The following is a 21,795-nucleotide window of genomic DNA, read 5'->3' as shown; positions in this document are numbered from 1 at the left end:
TCGCCCGGCACGCTGTACCCGGTATGAGCGAATACCGCATCGAGCACGACTCCATGGGCGAGGTCCGCGTCCCCGCCGACGCCAAGTGGCGCGCCCAGACGCAGCGCGCCGTCGAGAACTTCCCCGTCTCCGGGCAGCGCATCGAGCGCGCGCACATCGAGGCGCTCGCGCGGATCAAGGGCGCGGCGGCGAAGGTCAACGCCGAGCTGGGGGTGCTCGACGAGGACCTCGCCGGCGCGATCCAGGAGGCGGCCGGTGAGGTGGCCGAGGGGAAGTGGGACGAGCACTTCCCCGTCGACGTGTTCCAGACCGGGTCCGGGACCTCGTCCAACATGAACACCAACGAGGTCCTCGCGACCCTGGCCACCGAGCGGCTCGGCCGGGACGTGCATCCCAACGACCACGTCAACGCCTCCCAGTCGTCCAACGACGTCTTCCCGTCCTCGATCCACATCGCCGCCACCGCCGCCGTCACCCGCGACCTGGTCCCCGCCCTCGACCACCTCGCCGGCGCCCTGGAGCGCAAGGCGGAGGAGTTCGCCGACGTGGTGAAGTCCGGGCGTACGCACCTCATGGACGCCACGCCCGTCACCCTGGGGCAGGAGTTCGGCGGGTACGCGGCCCAGGTGCGGTACGGCATCGAGCGGCTGGAGGCGTCGCTCCCCCGGCTCGCCGAGCTGCCGCTGGGCGGCACCGCGGTCGGCACCGGCATCAACACCCCGCCCGGCTTCTCCGCCGCCGTCATCGAGGAGGTGGCCCGCGCGACGGGGCTGCCGCTGACCGAGGCGCGCGACCACTTCGAGGCGCAGGGCGCCCGGGACGGCATCGTCGAGACCAGCGGGCAGCTGCGGACCATCGGCGTCGGACTGACGAAGATCGCCAACGACCTGCGCTGGATGGCGTCCGGACCGCGCACCGGGCTCGCGGAGATCTCGCTGCCCGACCTCCAGCCCGGGTCGTCCATCATGCCCGGCAAGGTCAACCCGGTGATCCCCGAGGCGGTCCTCATGGTCGCCGCCCAGGTCACGGGCAACGACGCGACGGTCGCCGCGGCGGGCGCGGCCGGCAACTTCGAGCTGAACGTGATGCTGCCGGTCATCGCCAAGAACGTGCTGGAGTCGGTGCGGCTGCTCGCCAACGTCTCCCGGCTGCTCGCCGACCGCACCGTGGACGGGATCGTGGCGCACCCCGAGCGGGCCCGCGAGTACGCCGAGTCCTCGCCCTCCGTGGTCACGCCGCTCAACAAGTACATCGGGTACGAGGAGGCCGCCAAGGTCGCCAAGAAGGCGCTGGCCGAGCGGAAGACGATCCGTCAGGTCGTGCTGGAGGGCGGGTACGTCGAGCGCGGTGACCTCACGAAGGAGCAGCTGGACGAGGCCCTGGACGTGCTGCGGATGACCCGCCCGTGAGGGGTGCGGGCGATCACGGGGGCGTACGCCGGCGCACGCTCTCGCGATCTTCGGCGCGTCGATTGGCCATGGCACCTAATATCTCTCCATGACAGACGGAGAAGCGGTGAGCGCGGCGGCGGGGCCGGGAGCGGAGGGCCCGCCGGGCCCGGTGGAACACTGGGCGCCCGGCAGCCGCATCCTGTGGCGGTACCGGGAGAACGGCGGCCCGCACGTCCACATCGCACGCCCCGTCACCGTCGTACGGGACGACGCCGACCTGCTCGCCGTGTGGCTGGCGCCCGGCACCGAGTGCGTGAAGCCGGTCCTGGCCGACGGCACCCCCGTGCACCTGGAACCGCTGGCCACGCGCTACACCAAGCCGCGCACCGTGCAGCGCGACCGGTGGTTCGGCACGGGCGTGCTGAAGCTGGCGCGGCCCGGCGAGGCCTGGTCGGTGTGGCTGTTCTGGGATCCGGGCTGGCGGTTCAAGAACTGGTACGTGAACCTGGAGCGGCCGCTGACCCGTTGGGAGGGCGGGGTCGACTCCGAGGACCATTTCCTGGACATCTCCGTCCACCCGGACCGCACCTGGCACTGGCGGGACGAGGACGAGTTCGCGCAGGCCCTGCGGGACGGCCTGATGGACCCCGCGTCGGCCGAGCGGGTGCGCAGGGCGGGGCGGTCCGCGGTGGCGGAGATCCGCGCCTGGGGGTCCCCGTTCGCCGACGGCTGGGAGCACTGGCGGCCCGATCCGGCCTGGCCGGTACCGTCGCTGCCGGGGGACTGGGATCGCACGCCCGCGCACGTCTCCTCATGAGACCCTTGATGTGCCCCCCGGCAAGAAACGTAGGATCGTCCTCCGCAATGAGCGCGGCAGCGGCAACCGGCGGAGCGTGCGCTGTGCTTGACCGATCGTCACCGAGGGGCGGCAGGACGTGAGCGAGGGGTACGAGGGCAACACGCGGGCGGGCCGCAGACGGCCCGCCGGTGACACAGGAACAGCCTCTGACCACGCGGGAACCCCGTTCCTTGGGCACGGATTGCGGGTATCGGGATTTCTGCGGGACGAACTGCACGCGCCGCGCGCAGTCCCGGACGGATGGATTCGACACGCGTGACGGAGCACCCGACCTCCTTCGACCGCCCCTCGACGGGCGCCGACCCCACGGATCCCCGCGGGGCGCTCCTGCCTGGCCCCGTGCCGCCGCGCGCCTCCGGGTCCGCGTTACCGGCCCAGGGGCGCACCGGGGAGACGCCGCCCACCGCGGGCGCGGACTCCCCGGGGGCCTTCGAGCACTCCCAGCCGGGCGCCGAGCAGGCGGCGGAGCCCGACACGCACCGTTCCCGGCCCGGGTCCGAGAGCGTCCCCGTACAGCCGGACGGCGGGCAGCCGGACGGCGCGCCCTCGGACGGCGTGTCCGGCGGCGGGCAGGCCGCTCTGGTGCGGCCGGGTTCCGGGGGACAGGGCGGCGCCACGGACCGTCGCGGCGCCCCGGCGGAGCCGGACCGGCGTACCGGGCAGCTCACCGCGCCCGGACAGCCGACGCCGATGCGGCGGGACGGGGACCGGCTGCGCTTCGTCGGCGCCGCGACCCGGCGGATCGCCCGGGGCATGGACCTGGACGAGATCGTGATGGGGCTGTGCCGGGCCACCGTGCCCACGTTCGCGGACGCCATCCTCGTCTATCTGCGCGAGCCGCTGCCGGTCGGCGACGAGCGGCCCACCGGCCCCCTGGTCCTGCGGCTGCGGCGCACCGACCGCATACCGGCCGAGCGGGACACCGAGGGCGGCTTCGCACCCGCGGCCCAGCCGGAGCCCTCCGAGCTGGAGACGGTGGGCGCCGAGCTGTGCGAGGTGCGGCCGGGCAGCGCGCTGGCCGAGGTGCTGCGCGGGGTGCGCCCGGTCTTCACGGACACCCCGGCCGCCCGCGCCGCGCTGCCCGAACTGCTCGGCGACGAACGCGACTTCGCCCTGCCGGACGGCCGCAGGGCGATCCTCGCGCCGCTGCGCGGCCGCCGCCGGGTGATCGGCGCCGCGCTGTTCCTGCGCGGCCCGGAGCGCGTCGCCTTCGAGGCCGACGACCTGCTGGTGGCCGCGCAGCTCGCCACGCACAGCGCGCTGGGCATCGACAAGGCGGTGCTGTACGGGCGGGAGGCGTACATCGCCGACGAGCTCCAGCGCACGATGCTCCCGGAGAACCTGCCGCGCTGCACCGGCGTACGGCTGGCCTCCCGCTACCTCCCGGCCGCCGAGACCGCGCGGGTGGGCGGCGACTGGTACGACGCCATCCCGCTGCCGGGCAGCCGGGTCGCGCTGGTCGTCGGGGACGTGATGGGCCACTCCATGACGTCGGCGGCCATCATGGGCCAGCTGCGGACCACGGCGCAGACCCTGGCCGGGCTCGACCTGCCGCCGCAGGAGGTGCTCCACCACCTGGACGAGCAGGCCCAGCGGCTCGGCAGCGACCGGATGGCGACCTGCCTGTACGCGGTGTACGACCCGGTCTCGCACCGCATCACCGTCGCCAACGCCGGCCATCCGCCGCCCGTGCTGCTGCACCTGGGCGGCCACGCCGAGGTGCTGCGGGTGCCGGCCGGTGCCCCGATCGGTGTGGGCGGCGTGGACTTCGAGGCCGTGGAGCTGGACGCCCCGGCCGGTGCGACCCTGCTCCTCTACACCGACGGGCTGGTCGAGTCCCGGCTGCGGGACGTCTGGACCGGCATAGAGCAGCTGCGGGAGCGCCTGGCGGCGACCGCGCAGCTGACCGGGCCCGACCATCCGCCGCCCCTGGAAGCCCTGTGCGACGAGGTGCTCGACATGCTCGGCCCGGGCGACCGGGACGACGACATCGCGCTGCTCGCCGCCCGCTTCGACGGCATCGCGCCCAGCGACGTGGCGTACTGGTTCCTGGAGCCCGAGGACGCCGCCCCCGGCCGTGCCCGGCGCCTGGCCCGGCGGGCGCTCGCCCGCTGGGGCATGGAGGACCTCACGGACGCCGTGGAGCTGCTCGTCAGCGAGGTCGTGACCAACGCGGTGCGGTACGCCTCCAAGCCGGTCACCCTGCGGCTGCTGCGCACGGACGTGCTGCGCTGCGAGGTCGGCGACGACGTGCCGCAGCTGCCCCGGCTGCGGCAGGCGCGGGCGACCGACGAGGGCGGTCGCGGGCTGTACCTGGTGAACCGGCTGGCCCGGCGCTGGGGCGCGACGCGGCTGAGCACCGGCAAGGTGGTGTGGTTCGAGCTGAACCGCGGCTGAACCGCGGCTGTACCGCGGCCGGCCCGCGGCTGGGAAGCGGTGTCACGCGAAGGGGCGCCCGGTGAGCACCGGGCGCCCCTTCGCGCGTGTCCGCGACCGCGGACGGTCTACTGCCCCCAGTCCACGCCGGGGAACTCCGGGTCCCCCGACTCGGTGGACCCGCCGCCGTCCGGCGGCGGTTCGGTCGACGGGCTGTTCGACGGCGAGTTCGTCGGCGACTCCGGCGGTTCCTCGGTCGTCGGGTCGTTGGACGGCGGCGCCTCGGTCGTCGGGTCGTTGGACGGCGGCGGTGCCTCGGACGTCTCCTCATGGGTCGGCGACCGGGTCGGCGACTCGGGGGCCGTCGGCGACTTGCTCGGCTGCACCGCGGCGCCCTGCTTGGTCTCCAGGTCGAACTCGGTGACCTCGTCCATGACGCCGAAGGTGTACGCGGCCCAGATCTCCGCCGGCGGGCCACCACCGTTGACGCGGTAGTCGACGCCGGCCGCCTTGTACATCGGGACCTGCGCGTGCGGCGGCTTGTCGTCCTCGCCGAACAGGCCGACGGAGGTGACGAGGCCGGGGGTGAAGCCGGTGAACCAGGCGGACTTGTTGTTGTCGGACGTACCGGTCTTGCCGGCCACCTTCTGGCCGTCGCGCAGCGGGTTCTCCCGCACGGAGGTCTTGGCCGTACCGTCGTTGACCACGCCGGTGAGCACCGAGGTCACCGTGTCGGCGGCCTCCCGGCTGATGATCTCGTCGCCGATGGGGTCGGGCATCTCGATCGTGCGGTCCTTGTGCTCGACCGACTTCACGATCGCCGGGGTGACCTTCTTGCCGTGGTTGTCGAAGGTGGCGTAGACGCCGGCCATCTCCAGCGGGCTGGCGCCCATACTGCCCAGGGTCTGCGCGGGCACGGCCTGCTCGCCCTCGGTGTCCATCCCGAGGTCGGCGGCGACCTTCATGACCTCGGGCATGCCGACGTCGATGCCCATCTGCGCGAAGACGGAGTTGACGGACTTGTTCATCGCCTCCTGGACGTCGATCTCGCCGTAGTCGTGGTCGTCCTCGTTGGGCGGTGCGAAGCCGACCTCCTTGTCGCCGTCCATCACGGGGCGCTCGCTGTCGCCGTCGTAGAGGGTGTTGGCCGTGATCGGCACGCCGTCCTGGGTCTCGGCGTCGTGGTCCACGGCGGCGGCGAGGATCACCGGCTTGAAGGTGGAGGCGGGCTGGTAGTCGTCGCGGGTGGCGTTGTTGGTGAAGTGCTTCAGGTAGTTCACGCCGCCGTACATCGCCACGACGGAGCCCGTCTTCGGGTCGACGGAGACGGCTCCGGCCTGGACGTCGGCGTCGACCTTGCGCTCGTCGGGGTCCAGCTTGCTGGTGAGCTGCTTCTTGACCGCCTCCTCCAGCGCGGCCTGCTTCTTCTTGTCGATGTTGAGGGTGACGGTGTAGCCGCCGAGGTCCACCAGGGCCTTGGCCTGCTCCATGTCCTCGGCGGCCCCCTGGGCGACGAGTTGCTTCTTGAGCGCGAAGTCGGCCGCGTCCACCAGGTAGCCGACCTGGCCCTCCTTGCCGGCGGCGGCCTTGGGCTCCTTGGGCTCCGGGAACTTCATGCCCTGGCGGTCGCCCGCGCTCAGCCACTTCTGCTCGACCATGTTGTCCAGGACGTAGTTCCAGCGCTGCTGGACGAGCTTCTTGCCGGTCTCGCTGGCGATCGCCCAGTCGTACTGGTTCGGCGCCTGGAGCAACGCGGAGAGGTACGCGCCCTGTTCGACCGTCAGGTCCTCGGCGTCGACGCGGTAGTAGGCCTGTGCGGCGGCCTGGATGCCGTAGGCGCCCCGGCCGTAGTAGCTGGTGTTGATGTAGCCGGCGAGGATGTAGTCCTTGGACTTCTCCCGGTCCAGCTTGAGGGAGATGACCAGTTCCTTCAGCTTGCGCGAGACCGTCTGTTCCTGGGTCAGGTAGTAGTTCTTGACGTACTGCTGGGTGATCGTCGAACCGCCCTGCGCGCCCTTGCCGGAGAGGGTGTTGAGCACGCCGCGCGCGGTGCCCTTGAGGTCGACGCCGGCGTCGTTGTAGAAGGTCTTGTTCTCGGCGGCGACGAAGGTGCGCTGGACGTCCTTGGGGATCTTGGCGAGGTCGACGATCTCGCGGTTGCGGTCCCCGGTGCGGGCCATGACGCTGCCGTCGCTGTACTTGTAGACGTTGCTCTGCAGTTCGGCCTCGGGGTTGCCCTCGGGGATGTCGATCATCATGTACAGCACGATGAAGGCGCCCATGCCGAGCAGGCAGAGGCCGAAGAACGTGCCGAGGATCTTCTTCCAGGTGAACAGCCGGCGTATCCGGCTCTTCCCGCCCGCGGCGCCGCCCGAGGCCGCGCCCGCGCCCGACGAACGGCGGCGTTTCGGCGCCGCGCGGCGTCCACCGCGCTGTCGCGCTTTTCTCTCTTCCGCTCGTCCCATGGGTCCGATCCGCTCCGCTTCGGTCATCTGTGGTCACGTCTCGCTCACGCGTCACACAGGTTCGTCGCTCAGGTCAGCTCAGAAAGCTAACACCGGGAGATGTGACAAACGGCAACCGATCCAGCCTTGTACGGACGTGAGAATCAGCACCCGTTCCACAGGAACCGACGTACGAGAGGGGTGCAGGGTTGTCATTTGCGGGTAAAGTGATATCACTTAGCAAGCAAAGAGAGAACGGGGGACCACCCATGTCCACGCACGATGCCCCACAGGTCACCGCCGATGTGCCCGAGATGCCGGCGCCGCGGGTGCGCGAGAACCAGGCACACAGCATCGGCGGCGGTTTCGCACTGCTGCTCGGACTGGTCGGGCTGCTCGTCGGCGCCGGTCTGATCGCCGGCGCCACGGCGGTCGACTCGACCGGGGGCAAGGCCGTACTGATCATCGGCGGCATCCTGATCGCCCTGGCCGCCTTCCTCGCGATGTGCGGCCTGAACATGGTGGCGCCGGGCGAGGCCCGCGTGGTGCAGCTCTTCGGGCGGTACCGGGGCACCATCCGCCAGGACGGCCTGCGCTGGGTCAACCCCTTCACCTCCCGCACCAAGATCTCGACGCGGGTGCGCAACCACGAGACGGCCGTCCTGAAGGTCAACGACGCCTACGGCAACCCGATCGAGCTGGCGGCGGTCGTGGTGTGGCGGGTGGAGGACACCGCGCAGGCCACCTTCGAGGTGGACGACTACATCGAGTTCGTCTCCACCCAGACCGAGGCGGCCGTGCGGCACATCGCCATCGAGTACCCCTACGACGCCCACGACGAGGACGGCCTCTCACTGCGCGGCAACGCCGAGGAGATCACCGAGAAGCTCGCCGTCGAGCTGCACGCGCGCGTGGAGGCGGCCGGCGTGCAGATCATCGAGTCTCGCTTCACACACCTCGCGTACGCGCCGGAGATCGCCTCGGCGATGCTCCAGCGGCAGCAGGCCGGTGCGGTGGTCGCCGCGCGGCGGCAGATCGTGGACGGCGCGGTCGGCATGGTCGAGGCCGCGCTCGCCCGGATCAGCGAGCAGGACATCGTGGAACTGGACGACGAGCGCAAGGCGGCGATGGTGTCCAACCTGATGGTCGTGCTCTGCGGGGACCGCGCCGCCCAGCCGGTCCTGAACACGGGGACGCTCTACCAGTGACGAACCCGCCCGAGGATTCCGGGGCTCCCGAGGGCCCGGCTCCGCGGCGCCGGCCGCAGCAGCGCAAGCAGGTGCTGCTGCGGCTCGACCCGCAGGTGTACGAGGCGCTGGCCCGCTGGGCGGGCGACGAACTGCGCTCGGCCAACGCCCAGATCGAGTTCCTGCTCCGCAGGGCACTGGCCGAGGCCGGCCGGCTGCCCGGCGACACCGGGCCGCTGCCACGCCGGGGCCGTCCGCCCGGGGGCGGCCGCCCGGGGGCCGCGCCACCGTCCTGACCGTCCGGGACGGAGGCGGGCCCTCCGCTGTGGCGGAACCGTGACAATCGGCTCCGACCTGCGCTCCCACGGCCGTCCCGTACCCGCCGCCACGATCTCTGCACCGTGCGTATACATGGTGCGTATACACCGTGTGTAGAGTGCTCCGCATGTCCATCGGTCACACCCTCCTGGGGCTCCTGGAGTCCGGGCCGCGCCACGGTTACGACCTCAAGCGCGCCTTCGACGAGAAGTTCGGTCACGACCGGCCGCTGCACTACGGCCAGGTCTACTCGACGATGTCCCGCCTGCTGAAGAACGGCCTCGTCGTGGTCGACGGCATCGAGGCGGGCGGCGGTCCCGAGCGCAAGCGGTACGCGATCACCGACGAGGGGATCACCGACGTACAGCGGTGGCTCGCCACGCCGGAGAAGCCCGAGCCGTACCTCCAGTCGACGCTCTACACCAAGGTCGTCCTCGCGCTGCTCACCCACCGGGACGCCGCCGACATCCTCGACACCCAGCGTTCGGAACACCTGCGCAGCATGCGCATCCTCACCGACCGCAAGCGCAAGGGCGATCTCGCGGACCAGCTGATCTGCGACCACGCCCTCTTCCACCTCGAGGCCGACCTGCGCTGGCTGGAACTGACCGCCGCGCGCCTCGACAAGCTCCGTGAGGCGGTAGCCCGATGACTCCCCCCGCAGGTTCCCTGCTCTCCGCGGACCAGCTCCGCAAGGCCTACGGCCCCACCCTCGCCCTCGACGGCGCCGAGTTCTCCATCCACCCCGGCGAGGTCGTCGCCGTCATGGGCCCCTCCGGGTCCGGCAAGTCGACGCTGCTGCACTGCCTCGCCGGCATCGTGCCGCCCGACTCGGGGACGATCACGTACAACGGGCGGGAGCTGTCGGCGATGTCCGACGCCCAGCGCAGTGCGCTGCGCCGCTCGGACTTCGGCTTCGTGTTCCAGTTCGGTCAGCTGGTGCCGGAGCTGACCTGTGTCGAGAACGTCGCCCTTCCGCTGCGGCTGAACGGCACCTCGCGCAAGGAGGCCGAGCGGGCCGCGCTGAGCTGGATGGAGCGGCTGGAGGTCGACGACCTCAGGAAGAAGCGGCCCGGCGAGGTATCGGGCGGCCAGGGGCAGCGGGTCGCGGTGGCGCGCTCGCTGGTCACCAACCCGCGGGTGCTCTTCGCGGACGAGCCGACCGGCGCGCTGGACTCCCTCAACGGCGAGCGCGTGATGGAACTCCTCACGGACGCCGCCCGCTCCACCAACGCCGCGGTCGTGCTGGTCACGCACGAGGCGCGGGTGGCCGCCTACTCCGACCGCGAGATCGTCGTACGCGACGGCAAGTCCCGGGACATGGAGCGGGTCGTATGAACGTGCGCCAGTGGGCCGCGGACCTGATGCTGGGCGTCCGCTTCGCCTTCACCGGCGGCCGCGAGGGCTGGACCCGGGCCGTGCTGACGGCCGTCGGCGTCGGGCTCGGCGTGGCGCTGCTGCTGCTGACGACGGCCCTGCCGAACGCGCTCACCGTCCGGCACGACCGGGAGGCGGCGCGCTCCGACATCACCTTCGCCATCGACTCGATGCCGAAGGCGAACGACACCCTCGTGATCGCCGACGTCGACGAGGACTTCCGCGACAAGAACGTCCGGGGCCGGGCCCTGGAGCCCGAGGGGCCGCGGGCTCCGCTGCCGCCGGGGGTGGAGAAGTTCCCGGCGGAGGGCGAGATGGTGGTCTCCCCCGCGTTGAAGGAGCTGCTGAACTCGGACTCCGGCGCGCTGCTGCGCGAGCGGCTGCCGGACCGGGTGGTCGGCACGATCGCCGAGGAGGGGCTGATCGGCTCGGCCGAACTCGCCTACTACCGGGGCGCGGAGGGCCTCGCGGAACACATCACCGCGGGCCGGGTCGAGCGTATCGACCGGTTCGGAGACCCGGACCCGGGGGAGGAGCAGTCCGACCCGGTGCTGATCCTGCTGATCCTCGTCGTCTTCGTGGTGCTGCTGATGCCGGTCGCGGTGTTCATCGCCGCCGCCGTGCGGTTCGGCGGCGAGCGGCGGGACCGGCGGCTCGCGGCGCTGCGTCTGGTGGGCTCCGACAGCCGTATGACCCGGCGCATCGCCGCCGGTGAGGCCATGGCCGGCGCGTTCCTCGGGCTGGTCTTCGGCGCCGGGTTCTTCATGGTCGGACGGCAACTGGCCGGCAGCGCCGAGGTGTTCGACATCAGCGTGTTCCCCAGCTATCTCAACCCCTCGCCACTGCTGGCCCTGCTGGTGGCGGTGGCGGTGCCGGCGGCGGCGGTACTGGTGACGCTGTTCGCGCTGCGCGGGGTGGTCATCGAACCGCTCGGCGTGGTGCGCGCGGGCCGGCCGGCCCGGCGCCGGCTGTGGTGGCGGCTGATACTGCCGCTGGCCGGACTGGCGATGCTCTATCCGATGATCGGCAACGGCCGGGAGAACGGCGACTTCAACCAGTACCTGGTGACCGGCGGTGTCGTCCTGCTCCTGGTCGGCGTGACCGCGCTCCTGCCGTGGGTCGTGGAGAGTGTCGTCGCCCGGCTCGGCTCCGGCGGCGTCGCCTGGCAGCTGGCCGTGCGCAGGCTGCAGCTGAGCAGCGGTACGGCGGCCCGGATGGTCAACGGCATCGCGGTGGCCGTCGCCGGGGCGATCGCCCTCCAGATGCTGTTCGCCGGCGTGGACGACGACTACACCAAGTCCACCGGACAGGACGTGTCGCGGGCGCAGATGGAGGCGATCCTCCCGAGCGGGGTCGCCATGGACCGGGCGGCCGAGGAGTTCCGCGACACGAAGGGCGTGCAGGCGGTCTTCGGCTTCTCCGAGGGCTGGCTGGGCGACCGCCCCCAGGACCCGGACCACGGCACGACGCTGACCGTGGGCGACTGCGCCTCGCTGCGGGAGATCGCCGGCCTGCCCTCGTGCGCCGACGGGGACGTGTTCGCCGTCCACGGCGCCGAGTGGGACGCCGAGGAGGACGTGTCGAAGCTGGCCGCGCCGGGTCACAAGCTCTACGTGGACCCGTCCTACGAGGGCGGCCCCAGGAGTCACGAGGTTCCCTGGACGGTGCCGGAGGGCGTCAAGACCGCGAAGCCGCGTACCGGTCTGCTGGCCGGGACCGACCGGGGCGGCTTCCTGATCACTCCGAAGGCGATGCCGGACGCGTTCGCGCCGGCGCTGGACGGGCACGCCTATCTCCAGCTGGACGAGTCGGTGCCGGACGTGCACGACCTGGTACGGAACACCACGGCGGCCGTCGACCCGCTGGCGGACGCCGTGACCTGGGCGGCGACCGAGCGGACCGACCGGTTCGACGCCATCCGCACCGGCCTGTTCGTGGGGGCGGCGTGTGTGCTGGCGCTGATCGGCGCCAGTCTGCTGGTCTCGCAGCTGGAGCAGTTGCGCGAGCGCAAGAAGCTGCTGTCGGCCCTGGTCGCCTTCGGCACCCGGCGCCGCACGCTCAGCCTCTCGGTGCTCTGGCAGACGGCGATTCCCATCGTGCTCGGCCTGCTGCTCGCCTCGGTGGTGGGCCTGACCCTGGGCACGGTGCTGCTGAAGATGACGAACACCCCGGTCGGCGTCGACTGGATCGGCGTCCTGTCCATGACCGGCATCGGCGCCGCGGTCGTCCTGGTGGTGACGCTGTGCAGCCTGCCGCCGCTGTGGCGGCTGATGCGGCCGGAGGGGCTGCGCACGGAGTAGCTCGACCGGCGCGAGACCGACCGGGTCACTGAGCGACCGCCCCGCCGGGCGGTCGCTCAGTCGTGCACCGTCCGCACCGGCAGGTCCGCCATTGCCTCCCGCAGGGCCGCCGCCAGCTCCTCGTACTCCGCCGAGCGGGCCGCGCCCGTGCGCATGGCGAGGGCGACGCGGCGGGTGGGGGCCGGGTCGGTGAAGGAGGCGGTGAGGAGCTGGCTGGAGCGGGAGGTCTCCACGCGGAGCGCGGTGCGCGGCAGCAGCGTCACCCCGAGGCCGCCCGCCACCAGCTGCACCAGCGTGGACAGTCCGGCGGCCGTGGTCGTCGCCGGGACACCCGCGCGGCCCGCCTCCCGGCAGATGTCGAGCGCCTGGTCGCGCAGGCAGTGCCCCTCGTCGAGCAGCAGCAGCTTCAGCTCGCGCAGCACCGAGCGTTCGAGGCCCTCCCGGCCGCCGAGCCGGTGGTCGAGCGGGGTGACCAGGACGAAGTCCTCGTCGAAGAGCGGGAGTTCGGTGACGCCGGGGACGCCGAGGGGGACCGCGAGCAGAAGCAGGTCGAGGCGGCCGGTGGTGAGCCCGTCCAGGAGGCTGGCGGTCTGCTCCTCGTGGACCTGGAGGTCGAGGTCGGGGTAGCGGTCGTGCACCAGCCGCAGCACCGTGGGCAGCAGGTACGGCGCGACGGTGGGGATGACGCCGAGCCGCAGCGCGCCGGTGAAGGGCGCCCGTACCGCTTCCGCCTCCTCGATGAGCGCGCCGACCTCCGCCAGTACCGCCTTGGTCCGCACCGCGAGCCGTTCGCCGGCCGGGGAGAGCAGCACCTTGCGCGTCGTACGCTCCAAAAGGGTGACACCCAGTGCCTCCTCCAGGGCGGAAACGGCGCCCGAGAGTGCCGGCTGGCTCATACCGATCGCGGCGGCGGCGTCGCGGAAATGCAGGTGCTCGGCGACCGCGTCGAAAGCCCGCAGCTGAGCGAGGCTGGGCTGTCTCTTCTTACTGGACACTAATAGCTACCTCCGATCAACTCGACCGAGTGTAGCTATTTCACTAATCAATGCACCCTGTGCCAACATCACTAACGTCCAACCCATGGGAAACACTCGCAAAATGGGTGTTTCTTCGCTGCGCTTTTGGAGAGCACGTGCTCACTGTCGGTGACAAGTTCCCCGAGTTCGACCTGACCGCCTGTGTCTCGCTGGAGAAGGGCAAGGAGTTCCAGCAGATCAACCACAAGACCTACGAGGGTCAGTGGAAGGTCGTCTTCGCCTGGCCCAAGGACTTCACCTTCGTGTGCCCGACCGAGATCGCCGCCTTCGGCAAGCTGAACGACGAGTTCGCCGACCGTGACGCCCAGGTCCTCGGCTTCTCCGGCGACTCCGAGTTCGTGCACCACGCCTGGCGCAAGGACCACCCGGACCTGACCGACCTGCCCTTCCCGATGCTGGCCGACTCGAAGCACGAGCTCATGCGTGACCTCGGCATCGAGGGCGAGGACGGCTTCGCGCAGCGCGCGGTCTTCATCGTGGACCAGAACAACGAGATCCAGTTCACCATGGTCACCGCCGGCTCCGTGGGCCGTAACCCCAAGGAGGTCCTGCGGGTCCTCGACGCCCTGCAGACCGACGAGCTCTGCCCGTGCAACTGGAGCAAGGGCGACGAGACCCTGGACCCGGTCGCGCTGCTCTCGGGAGAGTGATCTGACATGTCCCTCGACTCCCTGAAGTCCGCCGTCCCGGACTACGCCAAGGACCTGAAGCTCAACCTGGGTTCGGTCATCGGCAACTCCGGCCTCCCGGCGCAGCAGCTGTGGGGCACCGTGCTGGCGACCGCCATCGCCTCGCGCTCCCCGATCGTGCTGCGCGAGCTGGAGCCGGAGGCGAAGGCCAACCTCACGCCCGAGGCGTACACGGCCGCCAAGTCGGCCGCCGCCGTGATGGCGATGAACAACGTCTTCTACCGCACCCGGCACCTGCTGTCGGACCACGAGTACGGCACGCTGCGCGCCGGTCTGCGGATGAACGTCATCGGCAACCCGGGCGTCGACAAGGTCGACTTCGAGCTGTGGTCCTTCGCGGTGTCCGCCATCAACGGCTGCGGCATGTGCCTGGACTCGCACGAGCAGGTGCTCCGCAAGGCCGGGGTGGACCGCGAGACGATCCAGGAGGCGTTCAAGATCGCCGCCGTGGTCGAGGCCGTCGGCGTCACACTGGACGCCGAGGCGGTCCTCGCCGCCGAGTAGCTCTCGGCACGCACGGCACGGGCCCCGCTCACCGAGAGGTGGGCGGGGCCCGTTCGCGTGCCGGTGCCCGGGCGGCGGCGCGCCGCTACGCCGGGGACGTGTCCGACGGCGGACCGTCCGCCGGGGGTCCCGGGGTCTTCGGCGGCCCCGGGACCCGGTCGACGGCCGGGGCGGCGTCGGTCGAGGTGGCTCCGTGCGGTCTCGGCGTCTGCCGCAGGGCGGCCTCGCGGGAGTACGCCCGCAGGTAGCCCACGACGGTGTTGGTCACCGCCACCAGCGGCACGGCGACCACGGCGCCGCCGATGCCGGCCACCATGCCGCCGGCGGCCACCGAGAGCACCACCGCGAGCGGATGGACCCGCACCGCGCGTCCGAGGATGAACGGCTGCAGGATGTGCCCCTCGATCTGCTGCACCGCCAGCACCACGACGAGCGTCATGACCGCCGCGAACACGCCCTGCGTCACCAGCGCCACCACGACCGCGAGCGCACCCGACACCACCGCGCCGACCAGCGGGATGAAGGCGAACAGGAAGATGAACACGGCCAGCGGGACGGCCATCGGCACGTCCAGGAAGTAGATGCCGAGGCCGATGAAGATGGCGTCGATCAGCGCGACTATCACCGTGCCGCGCACGTAGGCGGTCAGCGTCCGCCAGGCACGCGGTCCGGCCCCGGCCACGCCCGGCCGGGCTGCGGCGGGCACCAGCTTCAGCGACCACTGCCAGATGCGCTTGCCGTCGTAGAGCAGGAACAGCGTCGAGAAGGCGGCCAGCAGGATGCCGGTGAGCGCCTCGACGACGACGGTGACGCCTTCGAGTCCGGCCGACGTGATCTGGTCGGTGTTGGCGCCCACCGCGTCGCGCAGGTTCTTCGCGATCTCGTTGATCTGCTTGTCGGTGACGTGGAACGGGCTGTTCAGCAGCCAGTTGCGCAGCTCGTCGATGCCGTCCTGGACCTGGTCGGAGAGGTTGTCGATGTTCTCCATGACCTGCCAGGTGACGAACCAGCCGATCAGTCCCATCACCACGAACCCGAGGATCGCGGTCAGGGCGGTGGCCGGCCCCCGCGGCACCCCGTGCCGGCGCAGCCAGGCCACGGCCGGCTGGAGCAGCGCGGTGATCAGCAGCGCGGCCACGAACGCCAGCACCACCAGCTGTACGGCGCTGATGACCCGCATCAGCACCCACACGGTGCCCGCGAGCACCAGCAGCCGCCACCCCGCCTCCGCGGCCACCCGTACTCCCCAGGGCACGGCCTGAGCCGGATCGGGGCGGTGGGCGAGCGCGACCGGGCGGTGGGCGGCGGGGTGTTCGCCGGCGGAGTCCCCGGCCGCGTCCTGCGCCGTGTCGTCAGCCGAGTCGTCAGCCGTGTCGTGCAGGGGGCGCCGCGCGTGGTCGGAGGCCGGCCCGGGTCCGTCGTCGGTGTCGTCCCGCCCCGCTTCCTCGCGGCGCTGCTCCAACCGCTCGCTCGCCCGCGTCAGTCCGGCGCCGAGCCGGCCGAGCCACCCTGGCACTCGTGACATGATCCGTCCTCTTCCCCCGTCCTTCCCCACCACTCCCCCCTGGAGTCGTTCCGGTCCGACCGTACATGGCGGGAGCGCGAAAGCCCCTCACCATAAGACGGTGAGGGGCTGCGCGAGGTTGAGCGTGGACCGCGGCGCCGGGGAAGGCGCTCGGACTGCGGGCTCAGTACCAGTGGTTGGCCTGCCAGAAGGCCCAGGCGTCGCACGGGCTGCCGTAGCGGTTGTCCATGTAGCTGAGGCCCCACTTGATCTGGGTGGCCGGGTTGGTCCGCCAGTCGGCGCCCGCGGAGGCGTACTTGCCCGCCGGGAGGGCCTGGAAGAGGCCGTAGGCGCCGGAGGAGGCGTTGACGGCCTGGTAGTTCCAGCTGGACTCGTGGTTCACGATGTTGCTGAAGCACTGGAACTGGCCGCTGGGCACCATCTGGCGCGCCATCGCCTGGATCTGGCCGGTGCTGTAGGAACTCTGGACGGCGAAGCTGGTGGACTCGCGCTGCGCGTCGCGGCTGGCCGCTTCCTTCTCCGCCTCGCGCTCCTTGGCCTCCGCGGCCGCCTTCTTGGCCTTCTCCTGCTTGGCCACGGCGGTTTCGGCGGCTGCCTTGCGGGCCGCCTCCTCGGCGCCCTTCTTGGCGCTCGCGTCCGCGGCGATGGCCTGCACGTCGGCCTGCTGCGTCAGGGACGCGGTCTGCACCTGCGCCTGCTCACCCATGGGGATGTCGGCAAGCAGGGTCGTGCCTGCTGCCGTCGCCTCCGCGTCGTCGTTGTTCTGCGCGACGCTGCCCGAGGCAACTCCGACGACGCTTCCGACGGCGGTGACCGCCGTGGCCGAGGCCACTGCGAATCCCCGGACCGAGATCCGGCTCACACGGTTTCCTTCCAGCATCGCCCGCTTCGGTGACCCTCGCGGACGCAATCGTGCCCCTGGCGCTGGCCTCCCCAACTACGGGTCACGGGAGGCACGGGCCCGGTGGACAACTCCCTCGGCGGGAGCGCCGCGTGGTGCTCGGGCGGCATACGACTCTGCTATGGAGTTGGATCTGGTGCTTCTGGGGCGCCGTACCGCTGGGGGTACAGCTGTGTCGTATGCGGGGCCTGACAGGAGTGAGACTCTGCCGTAACCCGGCGGGGTGAGGCAATTCTGTGTTGCGTGTGAAAGCTCACATCTCGTTTGGCCCAGGGGATTCACGGAAATCCGCACACGCCGAGGCGCCGCCCGGCTAGGCTCTGGGCCTTTCCGGACGGCGCCGAACTGACGGGTAACCGGCCCGAGTCGGGTCGGAGTTCTCGGACGGGTCAGATGTGACCGTCCTCCAGCATTTCGGTGACAAGTGCCGCGATCTGGGACCTCTCGGAGCGCGTCAGGGTGACGTGCGCGAAGAGTGGATGCCCCTTCAGTTTCTCGATGACGGCGACGACTCCGTCGTATCGGCCCACCCGCAGATTGTCCCGTTGTGCCACGTCATGGGTGAGTACGACCCGTGAGTTGGCCCCGATCCGGGACAGCACGGTCAGCAGGACGTTCCGCTCCAGCGACTGCGCCTCGTCCACGATCACGAACGCGTCGTGCAGCGAGCGCCCCCGGATGTGGGTGAGCGGCAGCACCTCCAGCATCCCGCGCGCGGTCACCTCCTCGATGACCTCGCGGCTGGTGACGGCCGACAGCGTGTCGAAGACCGCCTGCGCCCAGGGGCTCATCTTCTCGGCCTCGGAGCCGGGCAGATAGCCGAGCTCCTGCCCGCCCACCGCGTACAGCGGACGGAAGACCATCACCTTCTGGTGCTGCCGGCGCTCCAGGACCGCTTCGAGGCCCGCGCACAGGGCGAGCGCCGACTTGCCGGTACCGGCCCGGCCGCCCATCGACACGATGCCGACGTCCGGATCGAGGAGCAGGTCGAGCGCGATCCGCTGCTCGGCGCTGCGCCCCTTGATGCCGAACGCCTCCCGGTCGCCGCGCACCAGCCGGACGCTGCCGTCGGGCGTGACCCGGCCGAGGGCCTTGCCGCGCTCCGACTGGATGGTCAGACCGGTGTGCACGGGCAGGTCGGCCGCCTCGGGGACGTAGACCCGGCCCTCCTCGAAGAGCACGTCCACCTGCTCGCCCGGCAGGGTGAGTTCGGACATTCCGGTCCAGCCGGAGGCGTCCGTGATGGCCAGCTCGGCGCGGTACTCCTCGGCCAGGAGTCCGACGGAGGACGCCTTGATCCTGAGCGGGAGGTCCTTCGAGACGACGGTGACGTCGAATCCCTCCGCCTGGAGGTTGCGGGCGACCGCGAGGATGCGGGAGTCGTTGTCTCCCAGGCGGTAGCCGGTGGGCAACACGCTGGGGTCCGAGTGGTTGAGCTCGACGCGGACGGTGCCGCCGAGGTCCCCGATCGGGATGGGGGCGTCGAGGCGACCGTGCCGCACCCGGAACTCGTCGAGCAGGCGCAGGGCCTGCCGGGCGAAGTAGCCGAGTTCGGGATGGTGCCGTTTGGCCTCCAACTCCGTCACCACGACGATGGGGAGCACGACCTCGTGCTCGTCGAAGCGGTTCAGGGCGTTCGGGTCGGCCAGCAGGACGCTGGTGTCGAGAACGTAGGTGCGCCTATCTGGCTTGTGGCGCTTTGTGCTGGTCACCACGGAAGGACGTACCCCCTCGGAAGAGGTCGGGGAGCGACGGAGTGGACGCAGGGCCGGGAGGGCGGGAACGAACCGCGCCGGGAGGGCGGGAACGAGCCGACCAGTCGCTGGGCTGCCGGACGGTCGTCGTCAGGCAGGTCCCTGGGGCCGCCCTGCACTGGCGCGGACCGGGGACCGGTCCGCCGCCGCGTCTTCCGTGCCGTGACCGCACGGTGGGGCTGGTGCAAAGGGCCTCCCGGGCGGACGGCTCCGTGCCGTCCGCTGAGATCCGACACCCGTGGTTCGGGCGTCGACCTGCTTGGCTTATGCCCTCGAACAAGCGCCGCCATGCCACGACACAGGACGGCGCACCGGTGAACTCCTCGTTACGGGCGTACCGCTCGCAGGCGCCGCCCGGACGGGCAGAAAAAACGGGCCGGTCCGTGGGGGGGGGATACGGACCGGCCCGAGGGGGGGTTTCCACCATAACCCTTCGTAAGTGATGCTGCGTGCATCGGCGTGCCACAACTACTCTCCGGAGTTGCCCGGCGACGCCCGGATGGCCACGGAAGCCCTTATTCCGGCCTGAACGGTGGCCAAATCACCGCGTACCTCCGGGCGGGCGGTGATGCGCGTGAGACTGGCGTGGCGCGGCGGGGCGACGACCGCTGCGATGGCGCGGACGTCCGCTTCCCCCCGACCGGGTGACGCGACCGGCGCGGCCGGCTTGACCTGGACCGGTCGGACGGTCGGCCCGGAGACCTGTCCGGCGACCGGTCCGGCGGTTGATCCGGCACCGCGCAGCCCCCTCCACTGCGCGGTGCCACGCGCGCAGCTTTGCTCACGCGAATTACCTGGCTCCGAACTTACGCGACGAGGCGGGTCGTTTTCGACTCGAAGACGACATCGATGAATAACGATGTGGAAACCCTGTGAGGATCGAAGGGTGATTGCGCGCCCTGCCTCCGCGCACGCGGATATTTGCGAAGGTGTGCCCCTTTGGCCCGGAAGATCCGTCCTCGGACCACCGAGGACGACCGAGGGCGACCGCGGGAGGCCGCGGGAGGCCAGGGCGGCACGAGGACGGTATCCGTCCTACTTCTCCCCTAACGTCGCCTCATGACGAAGACGACGGGGATCACTTGGGCCGCGGCGAGCGCACGACGCCTGCAACGGCAGTTCCTGGCCAGGCGCGCCCGAACGGGCACACCCGTCGCCGACGTGGCCGCCGCGATGCTCGGCGTCCACGCCCAGGTACTGTCCGCGGCCGAGCTGTCGGTCGGCCTGCGGGCCGACGGCGTGACCCGCACGGACGTACGCGACGCCCTGTGGCCCACCGCTCCGCTCGCGCCACCCGCGCCGGCGCCCGCGCCGGCGCTGGTGAAGACGCACGGCCCGCGCGGGACGGTGCATCTGCTCCCGGCCCGCGACCTGCCGATGTGGTGCGCCGCGCTCCCCGCCATCCCGGCCGGCACGGCCGCCTTCCCCACCGACGTACGCCTCACCGGGGAGCAGGCCGGGCAGGTCGTGGCCGCGATCGCCGACGCGCTCGACGGCGCCTTCCTGACCATCGACGAACTCGGCGAGGAGGTCGTCGCCCGCACCGGCCCGTGGGCCGGCGACCTGGTCATGCCCGCCTTCCAGACCATGTGGCCCCGCTGGCGCCAGGTCCTGCACCGGGCCGGCCAGTGCGGCGCCCTGTCCTTCGGCCCGAACCGCGGCCGCAGGGTGACGTACACCCGGCCGCCCCACTTCACCCCGCTGTCGCCCGAGGAGGCGTCACGGCTCCTCGTACGCCGATACCTGTACGCGTACGGACCGGCGACGCCCCAGCACTTCGCCCGCTGGCTGGCCGCACCACCCGGCTGGGCGAGGGCCCGCTACGCCGAGCTGGCCGCCGCGGGCGAGATCGAGGAGGTCCGCTTCGAGGGCGCCCCGGCGTGGGTGGCGGCGGGCGACACCGACTTCCCCGACGCCCCGGAACGGGACGGACTGCTGCGCGGGGTGCGGTTACTGCCGTACTTCGACGCGTACGTCGTCGCCGCGCAGCCGCGGGAACTGCTCTTCCCGGGGGCCGCCTACCGGCGGGCGCTGGCGGGCGGCCAGGCGGGCAACTTCCCCGTGCTCCTGGTCGACGGGGTCGCGGCGGGCGTCTGGCACCAGCGCCGCCGGGGCCGCCGTACGACGCTCACGGTCGAACCGCTGGCCCGCCTGACGGCACGGCAGGAACGCGAGCTGGCGGACTGCGCGGAACGGGTGGGGGCCGTACTGGAGGCGGCGGCGGAGCTGGTGATCGGGGAGGTGACGGTCGGGGCGCACGCGTGAGGACGCGGGCCCGGTCCCGGGTCCAGGACCGTCAGGTGGGTGTCAGGGCTGTGTGCCGGGTCGGCTCGTGGCATCCGGCCTGCGCGCGTCGAAGAGATGACGGGAGCTGTGGGCGACGAAGGGCCCGTCGGACTCGATGCGTTCGTGCAGGTCGCGCAGCCGGTCCCGGTACGCCTCGACGGTGAACCCGGGGACCATCCACACCACCTTGCGCAGGAAGTGGACCACGGCACCGATGTCGAGGAACTCCATCCGCAGCCGCTCCGCCCGGAGCCCGACGACCTCCAGCCCGGCCGCCTCGGCGTCGGCGCGCTCACGCTCGGGGTCACGGTGCCGGCGGCTGTCCTCGGGCAACGGCCCGAGGAAGTACTCGATGAGTTCGAAGACGCTGGCAGGCCCGACGTGCTGCGCGAAGTAGGTGCCGCCGGGCATGAGCACGCGGGCCACCTCGTCCCAGTGCGGCTCGACGGGATGCCGGCTCACGACCAGGTCGAAGGCGCCGTCCGCGAAGGGCAGGGGGGCGTCGTCGGCCGAGGCGACCACCGGGACTCCGCGCGGTCGCAGCAGCCGGGTGGCCTTGGCGACGTTGGGCGCCCAGCCCTCGGTGGCAGCCACGAGCGGGGCCCGGCCGGGTCCGGCGGCTTCGAGGGCGAAGTCCAGCACCTCCCCTCCCCCGGTCTGCACGTCCAGTACGGCGGTGGCCCCGGCCAGCCGCCCGGCCATGGACCGCGCGTACCCCCAGGAGGGCCGTGCCTCGGTGGCCCGCCCTTCGAACCAGGAGAAGTCCCACCCTTCGGTGGGGACGGCGGCGCCTTCGGCCACGAGGCGGTCGAAGGTGCTGGGGCGGGGAGGGGACGTCATGAAGAAG

17 protein-coding genes are annotated in these 21,795 nt (G+C 71.6%); 11 read left to right on the top strand and 6 right to left on the bottom strand.

Annotated elements, in window-relative coordinates:
• Nucleotides 1-23: 23 nt before the first annotated feature.
• From ACZ7MF_RS04855 to ACZ7MF_RS04845, 3 genes are all read left to right on the top strand, one after another.
• Nucleotides 24-1,409, top strand: a complete 1,386-nt coding sequence (locus tag ACZ7MF_RS04855) for a class II fumarate hydratase (RefSeq protein WP_471474528.1) — start codon at nucleotides 24-26, stop codon at nucleotides 1,407-1,409.
• Between the two features lie 88 nt (nucleotides 1,410-1,497).
• Nucleotides 1,498-2,208: a cytidylyl-2-hydroxypropylphosphonate hydrolase gene (fomD, locus tag ACZ7MF_RS04850; RefSeq protein WP_471474527.1), complete on the top strand. Its 711-nt coding sequence runs from the start codon at nucleotides 1,498-1,500 to the stop codon at nucleotides 2,206-2,208.
• Between the two features lie 282 nt (nucleotides 2,209-2,490).
• On the top strand, nucleotides 2,491-4,647 hold the full coding sequence (locus ACZ7MF_RS04845; RefSeq protein ID WP_471474525.1) for a SpoIIE family protein phosphatase: 2,157 nt from the start codon (nucleotides 2,491-2,493) through the stop codon (nucleotides 4,645-4,647).
• Nucleotides 4,648-4,754: 107 nt separating this feature from the next.
• On the opposite strand, the gene ACZ7MF_RS04840 is transcribed toward ACZ7MF_RS04845, so the two are convergent.
• Complete coding sequence (locus tag ACZ7MF_RS04840) at nucleotides 4,755-7,091, bottom strand: transglycosylase domain-containing protein (RefSeq protein WP_471474524.1); 2,337 nt, start codon at nucleotides 7,089-7,091, stop codon at nucleotides 4,755-4,757.
• A gap of 248 nt (nucleotides 7,092-7,339) precedes the next feature.
• Here ACZ7MF_RS04840 and ACZ7MF_RS04835 point away from each other — a divergent pair, with 248 nt between their 5' ends.
• The 5 genes from ACZ7MF_RS04835 (at nucleotide 7,340) to ACZ7MF_RS04815 (ending at nucleotide 12,252) form a co-directional block, all read left to right on the top strand.
• The gene (locus ACZ7MF_RS04835) at nucleotides 7,340-8,278 is read left to right on the top strand and encodes an SPFH domain-containing protein (RefSeq protein ID WP_356856350.1); all 939 of its coding nucleotides are present in this window, start codon (nucleotides 7,340-7,342) and stop codon (nucleotides 8,276-8,278) included.
• Nucleotides 8,275-8,553, top strand: a complete 279-nt coding sequence (locus ACZ7MF_RS04830) for a type II toxin-antitoxin system antitoxin (RefSeq protein ID WP_356856348.1) — start codon at nucleotides 8,275-8,277, stop codon at nucleotides 8,551-8,553. The genes ACZ7MF_RS04835 and ACZ7MF_RS04830 overlap by 4 nt, the downstream gene beginning before the upstream one ends.
• A gap of 149 nt (nucleotides 8,554-8,702) precedes the next feature.
• Nucleotides 8,703-9,227: a PadR family transcriptional regulator gene (locus ACZ7MF_RS04825; RefSeq protein ID WP_373902669.1), complete on the top strand. Its 525-nt coding sequence runs from the start codon at nucleotides 8,703-8,705 to the stop codon at nucleotides 9,225-9,227.
• Nucleotides 9,224-9,913 carry an ABC transporter ATP-binding protein gene (locus ACZ7MF_RS04820; RefSeq protein ID WP_007444369.1) on the top strand — a complete coding sequence of 230 codons (690 nt, stop codon included), beginning with the start codon at nucleotides 9,224-9,226 and terminating at the stop codon, nucleotides 9,911-9,913. Before ACZ7MF_RS04825 ends, ACZ7MF_RS04820 begins: the two co-directional genes overlap by 4 nt.
• Nucleotides 9,910-12,252: an ABC transporter permease gene (locus ACZ7MF_RS04815; RefSeq protein WP_471474522.1), complete on the top strand. Its 2,343-nt coding sequence runs from the start codon at nucleotides 9,910-9,912 to the stop codon at nucleotides 12,250-12,252. The genes ACZ7MF_RS04820 and ACZ7MF_RS04815 overlap by 4 nt, the downstream gene beginning before the upstream one ends.
• Nucleotides 12,253-12,308: 56 nt before the next feature.
• Here the strand turns inward: ACZ7MF_RS04815 and ACZ7MF_RS04810 are convergent, their stop codons facing one another.
• Complete coding sequence (locus ACZ7MF_RS04810) at nucleotides 12,309-13,247, bottom strand: LysR substrate-binding domain-containing protein (RefSeq protein ID WP_471474521.1); 939 nt, start codon at nucleotides 13,245-13,247, stop codon at nucleotides 12,309-12,311.
• 137 nt (nucleotides 13,248-13,384) lie between these two features.
• Here ACZ7MF_RS04810 and ACZ7MF_RS04805 point away from each other — a divergent pair, with 137 nt between their 5' ends.
• A complete protein-coding gene (locus tag ACZ7MF_RS04805) occupies nucleotides 13,385-13,939 on the top strand; it encodes a peroxiredoxin (RefSeq protein ID WP_007444367.1) in 555 nt (184 codons plus the stop codon).
• 6 nt (nucleotides 13,940-13,945) lie between these two features.
• Complete coding sequence (locus ACZ7MF_RS04800; protein WP_115743982.1) at nucleotides 13,946-14,482, top strand: alkyl hydroperoxide reductase; 537 nt, start codon at nucleotides 13,946-13,948, stop codon at nucleotides 14,480-14,482.
• A gap of 85 nt (nucleotides 14,483-14,567) precedes the next feature.
• Here the strand turns inward: ACZ7MF_RS04800 and ACZ7MF_RS04795 are convergent, their stop codons facing one another.
• The 3 genes from ACZ7MF_RS04795 to ACZ7MF_RS04785 form a co-directional block, all read right to left on the bottom strand.
• Nucleotides 14,568-16,007 (bottom strand): AI-2E family transporter, encoded by a 1,440-nt coding sequence (locus tag ACZ7MF_RS04795; protein ID WP_471474519.1) that lies wholly within the window; start codon nucleotides 16,005-16,007, stop codon nucleotides 14,568-14,570.
• A 163-nt stretch (nucleotides 16,008-16,170) separates the two neighbouring features.
• Nucleotides 16,171-16,869 carry an aggregation-promoting factor C-terminal-like domain-containing protein gene (locus ACZ7MF_RS04790; protein ID WP_471474518.1) on the bottom strand — a complete coding sequence of 233 codons (699 nt, stop codon included), beginning with the start codon at nucleotides 16,867-16,869 and terminating at the stop codon, nucleotides 16,171-16,173.
• A 428-nt stretch (nucleotides 16,870-17,297) separates the two neighbouring features.
• Nucleotides 17,298-18,623: a PhoH family protein gene (locus tag ACZ7MF_RS04785; RefSeq protein WP_471474516.1), complete on the bottom strand. Its 1,326-nt coding sequence runs from the start codon at nucleotides 18,621-18,623 to the stop codon at nucleotides 17,298-17,300.
• 1,098 nt (nucleotides 18,624-19,721) lie between these two features.
• On the opposite strand from ACZ7MF_RS04785, the gene ACZ7MF_RS04780 reads away from it, so the two are divergent.
• Complete coding sequence (locus tag ACZ7MF_RS04780; protein WP_471474515.1) at nucleotides 19,722-20,927, top strand: winged helix DNA-binding domain-containing protein; 1,206 nt, start codon at nucleotides 19,722-19,724, stop codon at nucleotides 20,925-20,927.
• 42 nt (nucleotides 20,928-20,969) lie between these two features.
• Here the strand turns inward: ACZ7MF_RS04780 and ACZ7MF_RS04775 are convergent, their stop codons facing one another.
• The gene (locus ACZ7MF_RS04775) at nucleotides 20,970-21,788 is read right to left on the bottom strand and encodes a class I SAM-dependent methyltransferase (protein WP_471474513.1); all 819 of its coding nucleotides are present in this window, start codon (nucleotides 21,786-21,788) and stop codon (nucleotides 20,970-20,972) included.
• Nucleotides 21,789-21,795 lie beyond the last annotated feature (7 nt).

The sequence above is a fragment of the Streptomyces sp. NPDC111628 genome, assembly GCF_055635195.1.
Note: the sequence above shows the minus strand (reverse complement) of the source record. Positions and strands in the feature narration are given on the sequence as shown.